At 40.8% G+C, this 18,186-nt stretch carries 19 protein-coding genes; 5 read left to right on the top strand and 14 right to left on the bottom strand.

The features are described 5' to 3' along the window. Nucleotides 1-297 precede the first annotated feature (297 nt). The 7 genes from VB620_RS11140 to VB620_RS11170 all read right to left on the bottom strand — a co-directional run bounded on the left by VB620_RS11140 (nt 298) and on the right by VB620_RS11170 (nt 2,535). Nucleotides 298-699, bottom strand: coding sequence for a type II toxin-antitoxin system VapC family toxin (locus tag VB620_RS11140; protein WP_323196220.1), 402 nt, complete (start codon nt 697-699; stop codon nt 298-300). Continuing rightward, entirely contained in the window at nt 687-908 is a 222-nt protein-coding gene (locus tag VB620_RS11145) for a hypothetical protein (protein ID WP_323196221.1), read from the bottom strand. Before VB620_RS11145 ends, VB620_RS11140 begins: the two co-directional genes overlap by 13 nt. 80 nt (nt 909-988) lie before the next feature. Further along, nucleotides 989-1,126, bottom strand: a complete 138-nt coding sequence (locus tag VB620_RS20945; protein ID WP_323196222.1) for a hypothetical protein — start codon at nt 1,124-1,126, stop codon at nt 989-991. 210 nt (nt 1,127-1,336) lie between these two features. Beyond that, nucleotides 1,337-1,765, bottom strand: a complete 429-nt coding sequence (locus VB620_RS11155) for a type II toxin-antitoxin system VapC family toxin (RefSeq protein WP_323196223.1) — start codon at nt 1,763-1,765, stop codon at nt 1,337-1,339. Between the two features lie 2 nt (nt 1,766-1,767). Continuing rightward, complete coding sequence (locus VB620_RS11160) at nt 1,768-1,980, bottom strand: transferase hexapeptide repeat containing protein (RefSeq protein WP_323196224.1); 213 nt, start codon at nt 1,978-1,980, stop codon at nt 1,768-1,770. Nucleotides 1,981-2,098: 118 nt separating this feature from the next. Further along, the gene (locus VB620_RS11165; RefSeq protein WP_323196225.1) at nt 2,099-2,305 is read right to left on the bottom strand and encodes a type II toxin-antitoxin system HicA family toxin; all 207 of its coding nucleotides are present in this window, start codon (nt 2,303-2,305) and stop codon (nt 2,099-2,101) included. Between the two features lie 14 nt (nt 2,306-2,319). After that, nucleotides 2,320-2,535, bottom strand: coding sequence for a type II toxin-antitoxin system HicB family antitoxin (locus tag VB620_RS11170; protein WP_323196226.1), 216 nt, complete (start codon nt 2,533-2,535; stop codon nt 2,320-2,322). A 680-nt stretch (nt 2,536-3,215) separates the two neighbouring features. Between VB620_RS11170 and VB620_RS11175 the strand changes: the two genes are divergently transcribed. Further along, nucleotides 3,216-3,959, top strand: coding sequence for a hypothetical protein (locus VB620_RS11175; RefSeq protein ID WP_323196227.1), 744 nt, complete (start codon nt 3,216-3,218; stop codon nt 3,957-3,959). A gap of 81 nt (nt 3,960-4,040) precedes the next feature. On the opposite strand, the gene serS is transcribed toward VB620_RS11175, so the two are convergent. Further along, nucleotides 4,041-5,321: a serine--tRNA ligase gene (gene serS, locus VB620_RS11180; RefSeq protein WP_323196297.1), complete on the bottom strand. Its 1,281-nt coding sequence runs from the start codon at nt 5,319-5,321 to the stop codon at nt 4,041-4,043. A gap of 163 nt (nt 5,322-5,484) precedes the next feature. Next, nucleotides 5,485-6,063, bottom strand: a complete 579-nt coding sequence (locus VB620_RS11185; protein WP_323196228.1) for a DUF3611 family protein — start codon at nt 6,061-6,063, stop codon at nt 5,485-5,487. 475 nt (nt 6,064-6,538) lie between these two features. Here VB620_RS11185 and VB620_RS11190 point away from each other — a divergent pair, with 475 nt between their 5' ends. Both VB620_RS11190 and VB620_RS11195 read left to right on the top strand, forming a co-directional pair. Further along, nucleotides 6,539-6,886: a PadR family transcriptional regulator gene (locus tag VB620_RS11190; protein WP_323196229.1), complete on the top strand. Its 348-nt coding sequence runs from the start codon at nt 6,539-6,541 to the stop codon at nt 6,884-6,886. Nucleotides 6,887-6,940: 54 nt separating this feature from the next. Then, nucleotides 6,941-7,474 (top strand): cofactor assembly of complex C subunit B, encoded by a 534-nt coding sequence (locus VB620_RS11195; protein ID WP_323196230.1) that lies wholly within the window; start codon nt 6,941-6,943, stop codon nt 7,472-7,474. A 370-nt stretch (nt 7,475-7,844) separates the two neighbouring features. On the opposite strand, the gene VB620_RS11200 is transcribed toward VB620_RS11195, so the two are convergent. Then, nucleotides 7,845-8,162, bottom strand: coding sequence for a DUF3155 domain-containing protein (locus VB620_RS11200; protein ID WP_323196231.1), 318 nt, complete (start codon nt 8,160-8,162; stop codon nt 7,845-7,847). Nucleotides 8,163-8,427: 265 nt separating this feature from the next. Here VB620_RS11200 and VB620_RS11205 point away from each other — a divergent pair, with 265 nt between their 5' ends. Next, nucleotides 8,428-9,768 carry a GAF domain-containing sensor histidine kinase gene (locus tag VB620_RS11205; protein ID WP_323196232.1) on the top strand — a complete coding sequence of 447 codons (1,341 nt, stop codon included), beginning with the start codon at nt 8,428-8,430 and terminating at the stop codon, nt 9,766-9,768. A 26-nt stretch (nt 9,769-9,794) separates the two neighbouring features. Here VB620_RS11205 and VB620_RS11210 read toward each other — a convergent pair whose 3' ends face one another. After that, entirely contained in the window at nt 9,795-11,030 is a 1,236-nt protein-coding gene (locus VB620_RS11210; protein WP_323196233.1) for an S-layer homology domain-containing protein, read from the bottom strand. A 686-nt stretch (nt 11,031-11,716) separates the two neighbouring features. Next, nucleotides 11,717-12,403 (bottom strand): conjugal transfer protein TrbI, encoded by a 687-nt coding sequence (locus VB620_RS11215; protein ID WP_323196234.1) that lies wholly within the window; start codon nt 12,401-12,403, stop codon nt 11,717-11,719. A gap of 233 nt (nt 12,404-12,636) precedes the next feature. Here VB620_RS11215 and VB620_RS11220 point away from each other — a divergent pair, with 233 nt between their 5' ends. Beyond that, a complete protein-coding gene (locus tag VB620_RS11220) occupies nt 12,637-15,663 on the top strand; it encodes an SMC family ATPase (protein WP_323196235.1) in 3,027 nt (1,008 codons plus the stop codon). Between the two features lie 293 nt (nt 15,664-15,956). Here VB620_RS11220 and VB620_RS11225 read toward each other — a convergent pair whose 3' ends face one another. Then, on the bottom strand, nt 15,957-16,421 hold the full coding sequence (locus VB620_RS11225) for an SH3 domain-containing protein (protein WP_323196236.1): 465 nt from the start codon (nt 16,419-16,421) through the stop codon (nt 15,957-15,959). A gap of 109 nt (nt 16,422-16,530) precedes the next feature. Beyond that, a complete protein-coding gene (locus tag VB620_RS11230) occupies nt 16,531-18,045 on the bottom strand; it encodes an AAA family ATPase (protein WP_323196237.1) in 1,515 nt (504 codons plus the stop codon). Nucleotides 18,046-18,186 lie beyond the last annotated feature (141 nt).

An 18,186-nucleotide genomic window follows, 5' to 3' on the forward strand; every position in this document is an offset into this window, starting at 1 on the left:
TAAATAGCGGTGTATTGAGTTGTTTTCCCTTTGGCTTTGAACTCTAAGACAATCATTTTACGTGGAAAACTTATACGCAACAAATTATATCATATAAAAGTCGCCGTAGAACGGCGAGGCTTTAGACCCAGTTTTTTGGTAATAGTTAAGGAATGGCTAAGGAGTCTGAACACATCCTACGGGATCAGACAATGGCTGGGTTGAGTGAAGGGATGTCTACGACTGGCTACGCCTACGCACTTGCAAATACTAATCTCAAAAAATAGAGTTATACCTACGTTAAGGTACAGTAATGGACTATTTCATTAAATGAGTTTCAAGTTCAGGATATTTAGAGAACAAGCCATCAACACTGGCTAACTTTGCTTGATATTCCAGTGCTGTAGAAATAATCAAGCGGTCAAATGGATCTTTATGGATTTGAGACAACTCCACAGCACGGCAAGCAATTTCCGCCGTCAAGGGAAACAATGTAATATCTGTGGGTTTCAATGCCTCCTGAAACCATTGATTAGCAGCACAGGGTAATTCCAGTCTTCCTCGCTGTTGTGCCAATGCAATTTCGTAGCAAGAAACCACCGAAACACCAACCTGTCCAGCCGTTTCGATAGCTTCTCTCCACCGAGTGGGAAATCGTGCAAAATCTTGAGTAACAAACCAGAACCAGATATGGGTATCGAGGACTATTAATTCAGACATTCCCACTCTTCTTCGTTCACAATAGGACTGATAATATCTCCCAAGGTTTTGCCCTTACCAGCAATAGATGCTGGGGGAGTGCGCCGTTTTTTCGCTGGAAAAGTTTCTTCTATAATAGTGACAATCACACGAGCAGCATTAACTTGGGGCTGTTCCGATACCCATGTTACTTGACCGTTTTCATAAATAGCTTCATAACTTTTTAGCATGGCAATCCACGTCTCATTTACCTTTGCGCTCTCTTATTATAGTTTGGAAGAACTGACAAGTTAGCGCTGTTGCGATCGCACTATTCCATACAAAATCCTAACTCCCGATCACACTCCTCAATCGGCGTTGCTAGTCCTTCTCTAATTGATTCCCTCATCCCTGGTAGTGAGAGAAGATACAGGGTTTCTTGTACAGATGTCCAGTCAGCTTCAGACAATAACACTGCATTGCTTGCTACTTTGTCCTGCAATCACAATGGGTTGATGGGATTGATTTACGGAATCAATTAAATTCTGTAACTGCTGTTGAGCTTCATTGATGGGAATCATAAACCTCCATCTGTCTAAATCTGCTTTTACCAATGTAAATATTTTACTTACAATATTCAAGCGATCGCTACGACTGGCTACGCACTGCTACATCTACTCTATATAGTCCAATTTTCTGTCACTAAACCTGGAACTTTGCCGAAGTCACCAATATTTCGGGTCAATAATACTAAATTACGAGATATAGCGATCGCGGAAATTCTTAAATCCATCGTCGCAATTCTAACTTTTTGTTCTCGCAATTCATCAAATACTGCGATCGCCCCAGCATCAAATGGCAAAATGGGGGCAGTTGCGAAACTTTCTAGAATTTCTAACAAAAGTGTATATCCGCGAGTAATATCGCTATTGGTCTGGGAACGATTGATGAAATTATGAGCGCCAAGCACTTGCTCATGAAAACTAACCACCGATAAGACAAAATCAGTGATTGGGTGTTGAGCCATCCTCATGGTTAATCGGCTAAACTCTGAACTAGAACGACGCTGTAAAAAACTGATGTGATCGGTATCAAGCAGATATTTCACCCTTAATCGTCATCCTCATTAACCGGCTTATCAGATTGACGAAAAGCACGTCCATATTCTAAAGCTTCCAGAAAAACCTCCTCATTAGAGACAGAACCAATGAGTTTTTCTAGCCAGTTCTCAGATATAAGCTTACTTTCAAGTTTATGCTGGAGATCAAAAACCGCTTGTTCAAGGGTATTTAAACGTTGTTCAACAGTTACTTCGTCTAACATGATTTCTCCTTCAATGGTGCAATCCAGGTGTCATTTACCTTTAGGCTCTCTCATTATAGTTTGGAAGAACTCACAAGTTAGCACTGGTGCGATCGCTACGATGATCTACGCCTAAACGCTACAACAAATTCTTCAATTCGTCTTTTGTTAACTGACAATCGCGCAAAATTTGAGAAAGCAATCCAGCCCCTATATTTTCCCCTGAGTGAATAGGAATAACAGTACGCCTCCCATCAGGATGAATAAGAATATGATGACTACCTTTAACCCTGGCCACAGCAAAACCTATTTTTTGTAAAGCCTTGATTATTTCAGTACCTGTCAAACTGGGGAGTTTACTCATACTTGGACTGACACTTTCTGAATACCAATAAACTCCAAGGGTTCACTTTCAGAATTTTCAAGTTCTATACAAAGTTCTATTGCTTCTTGGATACGTTTCATTAGCTCATCTAGGGATTTTGCTTGTGTGTGACAGCCTTTTAGATTGGGGACTGAAGCCACGAAGTAACCATCTGAATCTCTCTCAATAATTACACTGAATTCTTTCACCATATCTCAACTACAGCTAGCTCATAATTGAACTTATTGTATCAAATTCAATTTGTTTGCACACGATTATAAGTATAAGAGTAATAATTACACACTACTTAGTGCTTTGACTTTAGCGATCGCATTTTCAATATCTGGGAGTTTTTGACCGTATTTTTCGGCTGTTTCCAACCATAAGTTTCTCACAACTATCAATTCTTGCAACGTTTCTTCTAAAGTTTCACCTTGTGCTAAACATCCGCGTAAAGCTGGAACTTAACACACAAAACCACCTTCATCACAATTAAATATTCAGATGCTTTCATTATTTTAGCAACATCATTTTTGGGATTATTTAATCCGAGATGAACAGGATTTTATGGTACAGTGTGATTACATTCATTATAATCCTTTCAAACATGGATTATCTGTAAATCCGCAAGATTTGCAGTTTTCAAGTATTCATAAATTTATTTAATAGGGAGTTTATCCTCCGAATTAGGGAGTTGATGTAATTCTCGATATACAATCAAGCGATTTGTACGATTCCTAAATTCGTAGGGTGCGTTAGCGCCAGCGTAACGCACCGATTAAATATCAATAAAAGATGGTGCGTTACATTTCATTAACACACCCTACAAGATGAGCGATCGCACTACTTAAGGTTATAGTGAAAACAAATAGATTACTAATTTAGTAAATGTATGGATGAACAGACTCCAGAACACATAAGTAGAATGGATTGGCGCATCAATAATCTGACATGGACTACAGCCCCATTTACTCCTCCTGGATCATCAACTCCTGTACCTCCTGGAACAGCAGTGACAGAAGCCGCAATAATTTATCATGGGAAAGAAGATATTGGTATTAGCATTCCTAATGCTACTGCATTACTTCTCAATTTGTCCCAAATATCTCATCTACAAGCTGAACAATTGATTAGTAAATGCCTTTCAAATAAGGATGAGTTTAGTCATTTACCAGACAGTGATGTATTTGCATTCTATGAACAAATGATGGCATCAATAGTCTTTGCGTATACTTCATTAGAATCATTTGTGAATGAAGAATTGCCAGATGAATATATTCACATCGTTGTAGATAAAAAAAAATCTCCTAAGAATTATAACAAAGAGCAAATTGAAAGGCATCTAAGTTTAGATATAAAATTAAGAGATGTTCTTCCTGCTGTTCTTAAAATTAAAAGTCTAAAAGATGATAAGACAATATGGGAAGACTTTCAGAAATTGCAAAGTATTCGTCATCGTATTATTCATATGAAAACAAGCGATAGAAATTATAGAGGAGGAGATAAAGACTCAATATGGAATGTAATATTATCTAAGCCTCTAATAAAAACATATGCTACTGCTAAAAATATCATGTACTACTTTCTAAAGTCTAAAAATAAGATACCACGTTGGTTTGATAAGTGTGATTTTTAATATTATCAACTTGGTAGATTATCCAAAATTTTAGTAGAGACGCAACCTAAAACGCCTCTACTTTCTCAGCAGATATCTAAATCACAAAACTTCCCTTCCTAAGAAAGGTTGTAACACTTCTGGTATTTTGATTGTCCCATCTGGTTGCTGATAATTCTCCAAAATCGCCGCCATAGTTCTACCCACAGCTAAACCGGAACCGTTTAAAGTATGGACAAATTGTGTCCCTTTTTTACCAGCTTCCTTAAAGCGAATATCAGCCCGCCGTGCTTGGAAATCAACGCAATTAGAACAACTGGAAATTTCTCGATACTTACCAGAAGAAGGTAGCCATACTTCTAAATCATAAGTTTTAGTAGCCCCAAAACCTAAATCAGCAGTACATAAATTAATGACTCGATAAGGTAATTTTAAAGCTTGTAAAATTGCTTCGGCATTGACTACCAATTTTTCTAATTCATCAAAAGAAGAACTAGGATGAACAACTTTTACTAACTCAACTTTATTGAATTGATGCAGACGAATTAAACCCCGCATATCTCGCCCATAACTTCCCGCTTCCCGACGAAAACAGGGAGTATAAGCACAGTGATAAATTGGTAACTCTTCCGCAGCTAAAATTTCTCCCCGGTAAAGGTTAGTTACGGGAACTTCTGCTGTGGGTATCAACCACAATTCATCATCAGCACATTTAAAACTTTCTTCCGCAAACTTCGGTAACTGACCAGTTCCGGTTAAAGCGTCAGTATTCACTAACAAGGGCGGACTAACTTCTACATAGCCGGCTTCCGTTTGCGTCTTCAGCATAAACTGAATTAATGCCCTTTCTAAAGCCGCACCTGCACCAACCAGAGTTACAAACCGACTTTGGGCAACTTTCACAGCCCGCTCAAAGTTGAGAATACCCATTTTTTCGCCGATTTCCCAATGGGGAATAATCTTCGGGTTTTCAGGTAAATATTCATCCCCCCAGCGTCGGACTTCTTGATTATCATCTTCACTTGTGCCAAGAGGTGTGAACTCACTGGGTAAATTAGGAAGTGCTAGCAGCAGTTGCTCAATTTCGGCTTTGAGGGCTTTTTCTTGGGGTTCCAGTTCACTTAATTGAGTTTTGACGGAGTTACCTTCGTCCCGCAGGTCTTGAATTTCTGGAGATTTAGGATCAGTACCAGATTTAATCTTCTGTCCGACGGTTTTACCAATTTCGTTACTACGGGCTTGGAGTTGACTGCGTGTCCCTTCCAGTTCCCGTTGCTGCTTATCTAAATTTAATATGGGTGCGATGTCGTATTTACCACTACGACTGTTCAAGCGTTCTTGGATTAATTGGGGATTTTCCCGTATTTGCTTAATATCCAGCACAGATTTTTCTTTTGTTTTTTCTCTAGTGTCTTTTTGCCAAAACATCAGCATATACTGATTTTGGCTTGCTTGCTATGAAAGCTATTGTGAATCTAAAGTTCTGCTTTGCCAATTTCGCTAAAGCTAGAAAATCCTATATTAATTCTGATTCTGACTTGCGTTTTTAACTTTTGGTAATGCGATTCAGTAGCCAAATGGAAACTGCTAGTCCTGCGAAGTGGGCTGAGACGGTGTTGATGTTTGCTTGTACTACCAGCATATCTAGACCGCTAATAATCCGGGTGGGGTCAAATAATTGAGTAGTTGCTGCTTGGGGAGATATTGACCTGGCTACCAATGTCCCCACTATGGCTTGTGAACCCAATAATGTGACGAGCATTCCCACTAAATTTATCCACAGTCCCAGGCGTAAAACTTGCAATGTCTCACTTTTACGAGGGCGGTTGCTGGAATTTGAGGATTGTAATTGACTCCCAATTTGGGTGTAACGAAAAGCTAAATAAATACCGCCAGCTAAAATTACTATGCCGCAAACTGCTAAAAATACGCCAAACCCAGTCCCAGGATTATTACTGCTGCTATCTGGTCTCTGACTAAAGATGGCAAACAGCAGGACAATAATGGCAGAAACAACACCTAAGACTAATTGAATCCAAAAGCTAATCCAACCTGTGAGGCGAAAGGTTTTGGCGATCGCGCGGAGAGTAGAGGAAGAAGATGGGCTATCGGAGTTTTCTGACATACTGATTACCAATATCGTAAGGACTTGTTAAATTTAATATCACACTTACTAGATGGGATGTAAGTATTTAGGCTTTTAACCCAGTCCCTGGGATAATTACTGTAAAACAAAGTGTTTATTAACTTTTGCAGACAAAGTGGCATTTTCCTTGTAGAATTTCTTCGATGGTATTTGCTGCTTCAGCACTTCTAACTAGTGTGGCATCACTTGACACTGTGACAGTGGCCAGGCGATCGCTTTAATTGCTCCTCTTTAACACACCTATAACTTGAGTAGGAACGTAATATTTTGCGCTCCTAAAACCTGTATATTCGTCCCGCGACTGAAGCGTGTGGCTAGATTTACAATGTTTACTCTGGCAAAAATCGGCGTAAGTAGTCCTATATCACTGCTTATTTTCTAGTAGCACTATATACTGTTTACCAGGATTGTAGATACCACTATTATCAGGCATTTTTTAGCCATTTACTAAACCATGAAACTTGAGGATATATATCAATTCTTTGAGAATCCTCCGCCAACTTATCTTTGTCAGGAGCTAGCCGTTTGCTACATTTTGTATATTTTATTGCAAGGTGAATCCTACGGAACTGAGTTGATCCAGCGACTGGAAACTGAATATCCCACCTATCGGCTTTCGGATACTGTGCTATACAGTGCGATCAAATTTCTGGAAGATGAAAGGGCTATTACTGGGTATTGGAAGAAACTGGAAGGGCGCGGAAGACCTAGGCGGATGTACCAAGTTTCTCTAGAATGGCAAGAACAATCAGGGAATTTGGCGCATCTTTGGCAAGATTACAGTAAGGGGAGGATAAATTAATGAATAATTGATCGTAAATAGCTCTACTCCCATACAAATAATCATAATTTACTTATGGATAATCCAATTTTACCATCTACCTTACTGCTGACTTTGTTGTTATCAGTGGGGCTGTTTTTCTTTATTCGGGCTTCGACTAAAGACCGGATAACAAAAGCAGAACTTGTCTCTGAACAAGACGAAGCTGCTTTAATGCCAAGAGTTAAGGAGTACTTTCGCTCACGTTCTTATCAAGTAGCCGCAATAGACGGAGACAAAAATCAAGTAACTTTTGAGGGGTTTGTGCAACCGAGTTGGTTTTTAGCTGTGTTTTTAACGCTGCTATCATTTGCGGGTATGCTCTGTCTGGCTTTGGTTTTATCCCTACTTTTTCCTAACTTCGGTACTTGGTTTCTGACATTGGTAATACTTTCACCTTTAAGCGGTATGTTTTATTGGAAAAAATCCGGAAGAGTTGAGACGGTAAGTTTCCAGATAGAAGAAGCTAACCGGGGTGAACTATCTTCTCCAAGCAAAATTACTATTATTGCTCATCGAGACGAACTTATGGAGTTGCAGAGAGCGTTACAGTTACAATCTGCTGAATAGACATAATTTTCCCTACAATATGGCATCGTAGGGAAAAAACTATATCTGCTTACAGAGCTTCTTGGGCAATCCATTAGAGGAGAGCGCAACTCAACTCTCACTGGCGGATGCATTTTGCTCTATTTGACTCCTTTCTGCATCATGTTATGAGAAATCAACTCCTAAAAACCAACATGATTGGACGGGAAGTTGATTTTCCGATTAAGTCGAATTAAGTCCAATTAAGTCTATTTAACTGGACTGGATATCCTGGCAAATCAGTCACAAACTTAAAAAAAACAAAAAATTTTGATAAACTGCGCAACTTTACCAGTTAAATGATGATTGGAACCTATATTCCACACTTTAAAGTTAACCATTTATGTATGATTTAGCGGCTAGCCACAGCCACTGGTTCCATTCCTGCTGGAGATTCTAATGTCCGCAGGCTGGGAAACAAGAAATGGTTTTCCTCTACGTATTGAGCGCCAAACAGCCCCTTTTCTGCCCAGAAATAACGGTCTGTAGTGTGTTCATTTCGCTTTACAAGTAGCAATGCAGGTGGCGCGATTCCTTCAGCTTGAATGAATTTTCTCGCTGCTGTCACAGGTTTTTCTTCGCCACTTTCGATGCTATATTGAGGCACATGCTCTAGAATGCGTCGTCCTTCTTGGCGACGACGACTTTTACGCTTACGTCTTCTAGCCAACTTATTTTCCTCCTCTTTAAAGCCATAGACTGTAGTTATAGCTACAAAATCCGTCGCAATTATATAAGTTCTAGTTCAAAATATCAATACTTTTTAAACTTTTGATACAGAAAACATAATATTTGAAATTGGTAAAGCATATAATCCCCTGGTGCAAACCATTACTGCAAAGATTTAGTTAAGCTTTATTCAAAGAGTGAGAAAAAATAAAGCTACTTTCTTCTATCTTCCCTCAAATTCTGTGATCCTGAGCAAAAGCTAAAAAATGTTAATGTCTGCCAGTTCAGATTTTGTTGCTCTGTGCCGAGAGCAAATAGCACTGCTAACCCAAGGGCTGGGTGCGTCTTTAAGTGTTGTTTACTTAACACAAGAATTGGTAGATGCTCCTGCTGGTGAGGCGAAACTGATTCCTGTGGTAGTTTATCCGGAGACAGCAGTATTACAACCAGGAAAGGAGATGGCGACGGTTGCTGATGTTTTGGTAATTCCTCAACCAGAAAGTAAGTTATTGCAAGCAGGGAAGGGATCACCGATTTCATCGGAGGAGACAGGTAAAGGTGATGCAGAGCCACCAGATTTTTCAGATGAATCTCGGCTGAATAGATACCAAATTGTGCTGCCTTTGATCCATGAAGGTGTGATGATGGGGCTATTGGTGACGGCTAGAGAAGATCGGGTATGGAATGAACAGGAACAAAGCGAAATTCAAAAAATAGCCCAGACGCTGGCGATCGCCTGTATTCTAGATCAACGTCGCGCCTGGTTACAGCATCAACTACATCAACAACAAATTCTCCAAGAACAGCAGCGAGATTTGCTCGATAACCTCCTACACCAGTTTCGTAACCCGTTAACTGCATTACGCACCTTCGGGAAACTGCTATTAAAACGACTGCGACCAGGTGATCCCAACCGCGATGTGGGGGCGAACATCGTCCGGGAAAGCGATCGCCTAGAAGAATTACTCCAAAAGTTCGATCAAGTAATTGACTGGACAGAGGCAGATTTAGCCCCCTTGTCATTAAATGAAAACCAAGATTTTGTGGAAGCAACTGTCCAAAAAGAAACCCAGCCATTGCTATTATTGCCGGGAACAGGAGAGAAAGAAACTGATTGTTTTATAGTTGATTTATTAACACCATTATTAGTGTCGGCTGAAGCTATAGCACAGGAACGCCATCTGCAATTTTTAGTAGAAATTCCTGAAAATTTACCCTTAGTAAAAGCTAATGTCAAAGCCTTACAAGAAGTTCTGAGTAATATTATTGATAATTCTTTAAAATATACGCCTCCAGGAGGCAAAATTGCGATTGAAGTAGGAGCAGAAAAAGCTAACTTTCAAGGAATAATTATTAGTAATACAGGGAAAGGCATTCCCCCAGAAGATCTAGCACATTTAGGAGAACGTCATTATCGGGGAATACAGGCGCAAACGGCAATTCCTGGTAGTGGTTTGGGGCTAGCGATCGCCAAAGAATTAATCAAACAAATGCAGGGTGAAATTGAAATTTTCAGCCCTGCTATTAACTCAACTATGACTTCAGCCAATGCACCAGGAACTACTTTTATAATTTGGTTACCGATGAAAGGAGATGAGGGGATGTGAGATTCTAACTTCCCCATGACTCACAACTATTTGACTGAAACGAGGAATTGTTGATTAATTGTCATTTGTAAATCTGTATTTGGTTCAATGGAGATTAATTCAACACGATCTCTACCAAAGAACAGACCAAATAAACCACCAATCACTGCACCACCCAGGACTTCTTCTGTAGCCACTGCGCGATCGCCTGTAACAGCAGAAACCGCAGCCGCCGCACCACCACCTAACACAGTATTCCGGAGAATTGTATTAGTGCTAGTACCTTTTCTAATGGTTTCAGTTTTAGTAATAACTTCAGAAGACGCATTGATGGGATACTCTTCACCTGTAGTCAAGACTAACTTATCCGCCACAAATTGCGAACCACCTTGAGCCGGTTGAAGTTTTCCGACTACTCGACTACCAGCTGGAATCACAACAGTTCCTTCTTGAGTCACAACATTTTGGTCTACTGTCAGGGTCAAAGGTGCTGTTTCATCCTTGGTGACCAGAATCTTCTCCGCCTGATCATACTTGATAGGAATAGCTGTCCCTTGAGGAATAGTTACAGATATTGCTCCTGTGGGTTGCAGCGCGACGATATAGGGTGAAACAATCGCTGAAGCTTGATTAGAACTGACTAAAGCCTGATAGATAAAAGCTGCTACTTGGGCGCGGGTAGCGGTTCCAGTGGGGTTGAGGAAGCTCACATTCGGATAGTTGACCACAATTCGCTTTTCAGTGGCGGCGGCGATGGGACTACGCGCCCAGTCAGCAATATTAAAGCTATCGCTGAAAGTTTGCAGAGTTGTTTGGGTATTAGCTGTAGGAGAATAATCGAGACCGTTGGCTAAAGAAACCAAAACTTGTTGGCGAGGGATAGCTTGATTAGGCTCGAAACGATTACCGGGATATCCTGATAGGAAACCCTTTGTATAAGATTGTCTAATGGCATTAGATGCCCAAAAATTACTAGGAACATCTACAAAATTGATTCCTTGCCGTTCTGCTTGCTTTGAAAAAGCGCTATCAAGCATGGAAGCAAATTGAGCGCGGGTTACTGGTTCTTCGGGACGGAAACTACCATCAGGAAAACCAGCAATCACACCTCTCTGTGATAATTGATCAATAAATTGTGCTGCCCAATAGTTAGATGAAACATCAGAAAATCTGGTTTGTGCTAAAGATGGTGTGGCTCCAATAAAGGGTGCTACAGTTCCTACTGTGACGCTTACAGCCATCAAAGTTGCAGTTCCAGATTGCCAACGATTTAAATTAAACATTGCTCTTTACTCCAGTAAAATTAATTTGTTTCTCTTATTTTCTTTAGACAATTCGTGGGATTAAAAGTTCCTAAGTTTTTCTCTTTTAATCAGTTGAACCCCAATCTTTGGTAATTTGAAAAATTCATATTTATCCTGTGTCAAATTAATGTTTATATCTGGTATTGGGTGAGTTTATTACAAGTAATAAGGAATTAAACACAGATAAACACAGATGACTTTTACTTCAGACCATTTCTTGATAAAGATGTCTGCTTTGGTCAAATTAAGCATGGCATCTGACAGAAGCGGGATGAATATGAGTATTTCACAAATTAAAATGGGATGGTGCTATATAGTCCGTTTTGGGGCTTGATAGTTAATTAATCATTCCATGAGGAATTACTAATAACAGGAAACTAAAACGAACTTATATATTTACTGAGACGGGAGAAGAATAAAAATAGTTGCCAGTTAATGAAACATTTTTGACTGTTAGTCTCTGAGGATTCAACTATCTATCATCTCTATCTTTTGGTATAGATTAATATTGATAGAAATTACCGTATCAGAGTTCCCATTAGTTAAAGAAAATGGGGTGGAGAAGTTTATCAACGGCGAGGAAACAGGATAAAAAATTAAGCGATCGCCTATAATAGTTACAATGGCGATCGCTTATGAAAGGTAATGCAAATTACTAGTGCAGCTTAGTAGCGGTCTAAAACTAAATTAGAATTAAGTACTAGTCTCAAATCATCTTCAGGTCTTAAAACAAAGACTTCAACTTCTTGCTTCCGTAGGAGTACACTGGCTAAAGCACCAGCCGCCGCACCAGCTACAGGTTCTAAAACTTCAATACTCCGGTTACCTGTAATTAACGAAATAGCACTAGTCGCACCAGCACCAATAGCCGCATCTCTTAAGATTTTACTGCTATCATTTTTACTGATTTTTTCAGTTCTGGTGACTATCTGAGAAGAAGCGTTAATTGGTTGACGACGACCAGAGGGAAACACTAATTCCCGTGATACAAACCGCACACCTCTGATATTCTCCTTATTGGTGTTTCTGTTGTCGAAATATACAGGTTCTAGTCTTCCTACGACTTCCGTATTTCTGGGAATTAGGATGTTTCTGGAACTATCGGTGATATCGTTAGAGATTTTTAAGGTCAGGTCTAATGTTTCCCCGCGATTGACCACAATTTTATCTTTGTCGTATGTCACCGGAAAACTGACGTTGGAGTTAGCGGGAATAGTTACTGTCCGCGATTGGTTAATATTATACTGGGCATGAGCAGGAGCAAAGCTAATGATAGGCATTACAGCAGTGGTGGTAATTGCCATTGCCATAAATGCGGCGCTTCTAGATTTCCATTGCGGAAGGGTAATCATGATTATGCTTGTGCTGTCTGTGGTCTATAAGATGACGATGATTTGTGGCGATTGTTTCTGATTGTGTTGAACCATGACTATAGTCATAGTCGAAAAATTTGGTGATTAAATTGTTAATTTTCGTAAAAATACTGAGTTAAAGACTAGAATAGTGATAATCACATAGCTAAACTATCAAAGAGTGCATCTGTACTGCTAGTTCGTAAAACATTAGATGTGGCGCTATAGCCTGAATGATTCCAGTACAACTTATCCTCAAAAACTTTCTCAGTTACCGTGATGCAACTTTAGATTTTCGGGGTTTGCATACTGCTTGTATTTGTGGTTCTAATGGTGCGGGTAAATCTTCTCTTTTAGAAGCAATCACCTGGGCGATTTGGGGTGAAAGCCGTGCCGGTATTGAAGATGATGTGATTCATTCAGGTGCGAAAGAAGTTCGGGTTGATTATACTTTTCAATGTAATCAGCAGAAATATCAAGTAATTCGTACCAGAGTTCGGGGTGGTACTGGTGCTTTGGAATTTCAAATAGAAACAGCTTCTGGGTTTCGCGCCATCACGGGTAAAGGAATCAGGGCTACCCAAGATTTAATTTTAGAACACATCAAACTGGATTACGATACTTTTATTAATTCGGCTTATTTGCGTCAAGGTCGTGCCGATGAGTTCATGATCAAGCGTCCTAGTGAACGCAAGGAAATTTTAGCAGAGTTATTAAAGCTGAATCAATATGATCAGTTGGAAGAACGGGCGAAAGAAACATCCCGCCATTTGAAAGCTAGGGGTGAGGAATTAGAGCGGAGTTTGGAGTCGAGCCAAATTCAACTACAACAACGGGAAATAACACAGGCTGAAAAAGCGGAATTAGAAGCTCAACTTAACCAACTGCAACAAGTCCAGGCTTTTGAGAATACTCAATTACAAAGTTTGCAAGTTGTTCTGCACCAGCGCCAAAATTGGGAACAACAACTGAATTTTGTCAAACAACAATATCAAAATTTAACTCAAGATGGCGATCGCCTGCAACAAGAACAATCAGCAGTGCAGACTCAACTCTCGGATTTAGAAGTCATCTTAAATCAGGAAACTGAAATTCAACACGGGTTTACAGAATATCAAACTCTCCAAGCTCAAGAAGAAGCATTAGCCACTAAATTCCAAGAATATACCCGTGCAACGGCACAATTGCAACAAAAAAACCAGGAATTAACTAAGCAAATTCACGAACTGGAACGACAACTGCAACAAGTTCAAGGACAATTAACAGCATTAGAACAACAAGAGCCAGAAATTCAGCAAACTCTCAATAAATCTGGTGATGTCGAGGCTGCTTTAGCACAACTTACCGCCGCCCGTCGCCGTGTGAGTGAATTAGATGAACTGCAAATGCAGGTTTCTCCTTTGTTACAACAACGGCAAAATTTGCAAGGTGAACTGGATAGAGTTCAAGCTGGTTTAATAGCACGTCTAGAACAGTTACAAGCGACAGAAAACCAACTCCAACGGGCTTCACAACGTCAACCGCAACTACAAAAAGCAGCGCAAGATTTAGAAGTTCAGATTTCGCAGATGGAGAAAGATAAGGTTTATCTGCAACGAGTGCAGGAAAAAGGACAGGAAAGACGGCATTTTATGGAACGTCTGCAAGCGCAACAACGAGAGTATGAAAGATTATTGGGGGAACTGGAGCAAAAATTACAGATGCTTCGTACCCCCGACGCAATTTGTCCGTTGTGTGAGCGTCCTTTAGACCAACATCACTGGAGTCGAGTGGTAGATAAAACCCAAGCGGAGTATCAGGATACTGAGGGACAATTGTGGGTATTTCGGGAACAAATGGCAGTTTCAGACCGAGAAATCCAGGTATTACGGCAGGAATATCGAGAAATTCATCAAAAGTTGTCGCCCTATGACAGCTTACGAGAACAAAGAGGACAGTTAGCCGCCCAACTGCAAGCTACTAGTGACGCTGAACAACAATTACAACAACTGGGTACTGAAAAGCAACATTTAGAGCGATCGCTACAAGGTAGTAATTACGCCCCTGACAAGCAAGCAGAACTGCGGGAATTAGATCAATATTTACAAAAATTGAATTACAATGAGCAAGACCACGCTCTAGCTCGCAGTGAAGTAGACCGTTGGCGGTGGGCTGAAGTTAAACAAGGGCAAATTAAAGATGCTGCGAAGCGACAAGCTCAAATAACTGCCCGTAAACCAGAATTACAAGGGACAATTTCCCAATTAACAACTCAAATCCAGCAGGATAAAACTGATTCTGACTGCGCTCAAGAAATTGCTCAACTTGAGAAATATATTAGGGAAATTGGTTACAGTTCCGAGGAACATAACAACCTGCGCGTAGCTGTGCGCCAAACCCAATCTTGGCAATTACGTCATCAACAACTTTTATCAGCCCAGCAGCAGTATCCCCTACTCCAGAAACGCTGGCAAGATTTAGAGGTTTCGAGAAAGGAGAGATGGGAGGAACGGGAAAAATTGGTGGCTGAAATTGCCAATATTACCCAAGAGTTAGAGAAGTCAGCCAACCCCACTGAGCAAATTAACGCTTTAGAGCAGCAAATTCACAGCCGTCGCCGGCAACTGGATGAGAAAATCTCGAATTTGGGGCGTTTAGAACAGTTAATGCTGCAATTGGAAGCTCTGCAACATCAGTATGAGCAACAGCAGGAGCAATTAAAAGCTTGTAAGCAGGAACAACGAGTTTATCAGGAATTGGCACAGGCATTTGGTAAAAATGGTATCCAAGCACTGATGATTGAGAATGTGTTACCTCAGTTAGAAGCCGAGACAAATCAACTGTTATCGCGGTTGAGTGCTAATCAATTGCACGTACAATTTATCACTCAAAAATCTGGGCGCAGTAGTAAGGCTAAGAAAAAAAATGCCAAGCTGATTGATACTTTAGATATTTTAATTGCTGACTCTAGGGGAACGCGAGCTTATGAGACTTATTCTGGTGGGGAAGCATTTAGAATCAACTTTGCTATCCGTTTAGCCTTGGCGAAATTATTGGCTCAGAGGGCAGGGGCGGCGTTACAATTGTTAATTATAGATGAGGGCTTTGGTACTCAGGATGCGGAAGGATGCGATCGCTTGATTGCCTCTATTAATGCGATCGCTGGTGACTTTGCTTGTATACTGACTGTCACCCATATGCCCCACCTCAAAGAAGCTTTTCAAGCCCGCATCGAAGTTCATAAAAACCAGGAAGGTTCCCAGTTAAGTTTGTCTATATAGTTAATTAAGTTCCTCCCATATATAGCAGGGAGCAGGCTTGCCCTGAGCGACTTGTACTGAGCGCAGTCGAAGTAAGTCGAAGGGGAGCAGGGAGAAGCCTTAAAACTCTTTAATGACAATGGTTTTATGATCCGTTTGTGTCCTAACCACCTTGGCGGTTGCTATAAAAGCGCAAAGAAGGGTTGTGGGAGTTGACAAACGGATTGAATTTCTGTATAATTTAAACTGATAAGGAAGGACTATCTTTAAGAAAGTCATTATTTTCCTACTCCCCACTTCCTTGCATCTCAGCATTATTCAATACGTTGAATATTATTTATTTTTACCCAACCTTCTTGTCCAGATTGTGTACGAATTTTTTGCCAATTTTGATCCTGACTGTTTTCCAAGACAATCAATTCTTCATTAACAGGAACTCCACCAATTGAGTTAGCCTCTACGCTGGGTTCAGCCCGCACACTCAAACCTGCTGGCCAAGTTACAGTTCCTCGGTAAGCCCCTGGTGGTAATTTTTCCGTGGGTTCTGGAGTAGCTGTCGGGGTCGGGGTTGGAGTCGTTTCTGGGGTAGCTTTTACTTCAGTGGCTTGGGGACTTTGGTTTTGCAAAGAGGGACTATCATTGGCAAAAATAGGTTTATCTGGAGGTATTAAACTCCGATTCATGAAATAGAGGGCAACAGCAGCACCACTACCGATTAAAATGGCGATCGCCAAGAGAAAGCCTAGTATAAACTTAAATACATTAGAAATCGTTTGCATCAGATCATCACCTCATCACCAATAATCAATAGTAGTGTATGGTGAAATGTTGAATATTTACATTTAATAGAATTAATTACCTGTGTCATCCCAGTTGTGGATAAATGCGTTAACTTAGCTTACCAAAAGTATCACTTAATGGACTCTGCTTTGAGGCTAACCGCGCTCTTCCAGATGCAGCCCACTCTTGTAGTTGTTGAATTTGTTCCACAGCTGTACGCGCCAGGGGGATAATTTGACTAGCAGCTTCCAGAACATCATCGGTAGTAAAATCACGGTTTTGGCTAAATCCGATGTGCATGGCTTCAATCAAGGTTTGCTCAATTTCAGCCCCAGAAAAATCCGGTGTTTCATAAGCTAGTCGGTCAATATCATAACCTTTCAAATTATGAGGGCGCAGTCGGGATAAATGAACGTTAAAAATCGCTTTTCTCTCGTCTTGGGTAGGTAAACCCACAAAGAAAATTTCATCAAATCGCCCTTTACGCAACATTTCCGGCGGTAGGGCTTGGATGTCGTTAGCGGTGGAAACCACAAATACAGGTGAGGTTTTTTCGGCTAACCAGGTAATAAAAGTCCCAAATACCCGGCTAGCAGTACCTGCATCACCTTTAGCACCTAGTCCTGAAAAGCCTTTATCGATTTCATCAATCCAGAGAATGCAGGGGGCGAGGGCTTCGGCGACTTGAATCATTTGGCGGGTGCGGGATTCTGATTCACCGACTAAACCACCAAATAATCGTCCCACATCCAGGCGTAATAGGGGTAAATGCCAGTGATGGGCGATCGCCTTTGCTGTTAAAGATTTACCAGTACCTTGAATACCTAATAACATTAAACCACGGGGGTGCGGCAATCCGTACTGGCGGGCTTTATCTGTAAATGAACCGCCCCGACGCAGTAGCCATTCTTTGAGGTTATCTAGTCCCCCTATATCAGAAATACGCTCAGTAGCGGGGTAAAAGTCCAGAATTTGGGTTTGGCGGATAGTTTGGCGTTTTTCCTCCAAAACTAAGTCTACATCCTCTGGTTGCAATTCTCCGTGGGAGGCGATCGCTCTGGCTAAAACCCGCCGAATCCTTTCCATAGACAGCCCTTGACAAGAGCGCACCAAGTCATCGAGAATTTTTCCAGAAAGGGAATTGTTACCAGTGCTTTGTAGTAAACGTTCCACCTCAGTTTTAATTTCTGGTGCTGCGGGTAAAGGGAACTCTACCACTGTGAGAATTTCGGTTAAATCATCGGGAATAGCAATCCGGGGCGATAGTAACACCAGATTTTTGGGTTGGGATTTCAGCAGTCTGGCTAAATTGCGAAGTTTGCGGGCGATCGCCACATCATCTAAAAAGCGATGATAATCCCGTAAAATCAAAACAGCCGGTGCTGACGCTGGTAACTTTTCCACAAATTCCAAAGCTTGTAAGGGGTTACGCTTACCAAATCCCGCATCATTGGGGTTTCCCTGGTAGCCATCTACAAAATCCCAAGTATAGACAGGGCGATTACCTTGGTTTGCGGCTTCTTCCCGAATAGCAGTTTCTACCCGTTCCTCCTCATAAGTAGGAATATAAATTAACGGGTAGCGGGCGCGTAGCAGCAATTTAAATTCTTCACGAAAATTCATAATTTTAATTCGTAATTCGTAATTCGTAAAAACATCTAGGTTGCATATTTAAATTACATTAAACTCTTGTGGGGTAGGCATCTTGCCCATGTTATACATTAAATGCCGATTCCTTAATTTCTCTTGTGTAGTGAGGATGAT

The organism is Nodularia harveyana UHCC-0300, from assembly GCF_034931085.1.
Taxonomy (GTDB): Bacteria; Cyanobacteriota; Cyanobacteriia; order Cyanobacteriales; family Nostocaceae; genus Nodularia; species Nodularia harveyana.

Excerpts from the sequence above, each read along its gene's own strand:
- VB620_RS11220 (WP_323196235.1), top strand. The coding sequence starts at position 12,637 with ATGATTCCAGTACAACTTATCCTCAAAAACTTTCTCAGTTACCGTGAT.
- VB620_RS11175 (WP_323196227.1), top strand. The coding sequence starts at position 3,216 with ATGGATGAACAGACTCCAGAACACATAAGTAGAATGGATTGGCGCATC.
- VB620_RS11140 (WP_323196220.1), bottom strand. The coding sequence starts at position 699 with ATGTCTGAATTAATAGTCCTCGATACCCATATCTGGTTCTGGTTTGTT.
- VB620_RS11225 (WP_323196236.1), bottom strand. The coding sequence starts at position 16,421 with ATGCAAACGATTTCTAATGTATTTAAGTTTATACTAGGCTTTCTCTTG.
- VB620_RS11210 (WP_323196233.1), bottom strand. The coding sequence starts at position 11,030 with ATGTTTAATTTAAATCGTTGGCAATCTGGAACTGCAACTTTGATGGCT.
- VB620_RS11195 (WP_323196230.1), top strand. The coding sequence starts at position 6,941 with ATGGATAATCCAATTTTACCATCTACCTTACTGCTGACTTTGTTGTTA.
- VB620_RS11215 (WP_323196234.1), bottom strand. The coding sequence starts at position 12,403 with ATGATTACCCTTCCGCAATGGAAATCTAGAAGCGCCGCATTTATGGCA.
- VB620_RS11190 (WP_323196229.1), top strand. The coding sequence starts at position 6,539 with ATGAAACTTGAGGATATATATCAATTCTTTGAGAATCCTCCGCCAACT.
- VB620_RS11145 (WP_323196221.1), bottom strand. The coding sequence starts at position 908 with ATGCTAAAAAGTTATGAAGCTATTTATGAAAACGGTCAAGTAACATGG.
- VB620_RS11160 (WP_323196224.1), bottom strand. The coding sequence starts at position 1,980 with ATGTTAGACGAAGTAACTGTTGAACAACGTTTAAATACCCTTGAACAA.
- VB620_RS11170 (WP_323196226.1), bottom strand. The coding sequence starts at position 2,535 with ATGGTGAAAGAATTCAGTGTAATTATTGAGAGAGATTCAGATGGTTAC.
- VB620_RS11230 (WP_323196237.1), bottom strand. The coding sequence starts at position 18,045 with ATGAATTTTCGTGAAGAATTTAAATTGCTGCTACGCGCCCGCTACCCG.
- VB620_RS11185 (WP_323196228.1), bottom strand. The coding sequence starts at position 6,063 with ATGTCAGAAAACTCCGATAGCCCATCTTCTTCCTCTACTCTCCGCGCG.
- VB620_RS11205 (WP_323196232.1), top strand. The coding sequence starts at position 8,428 with ATGTTAATGTCTGCCAGTTCAGATTTTGTTGCTCTGTGCCGAGAGCAA.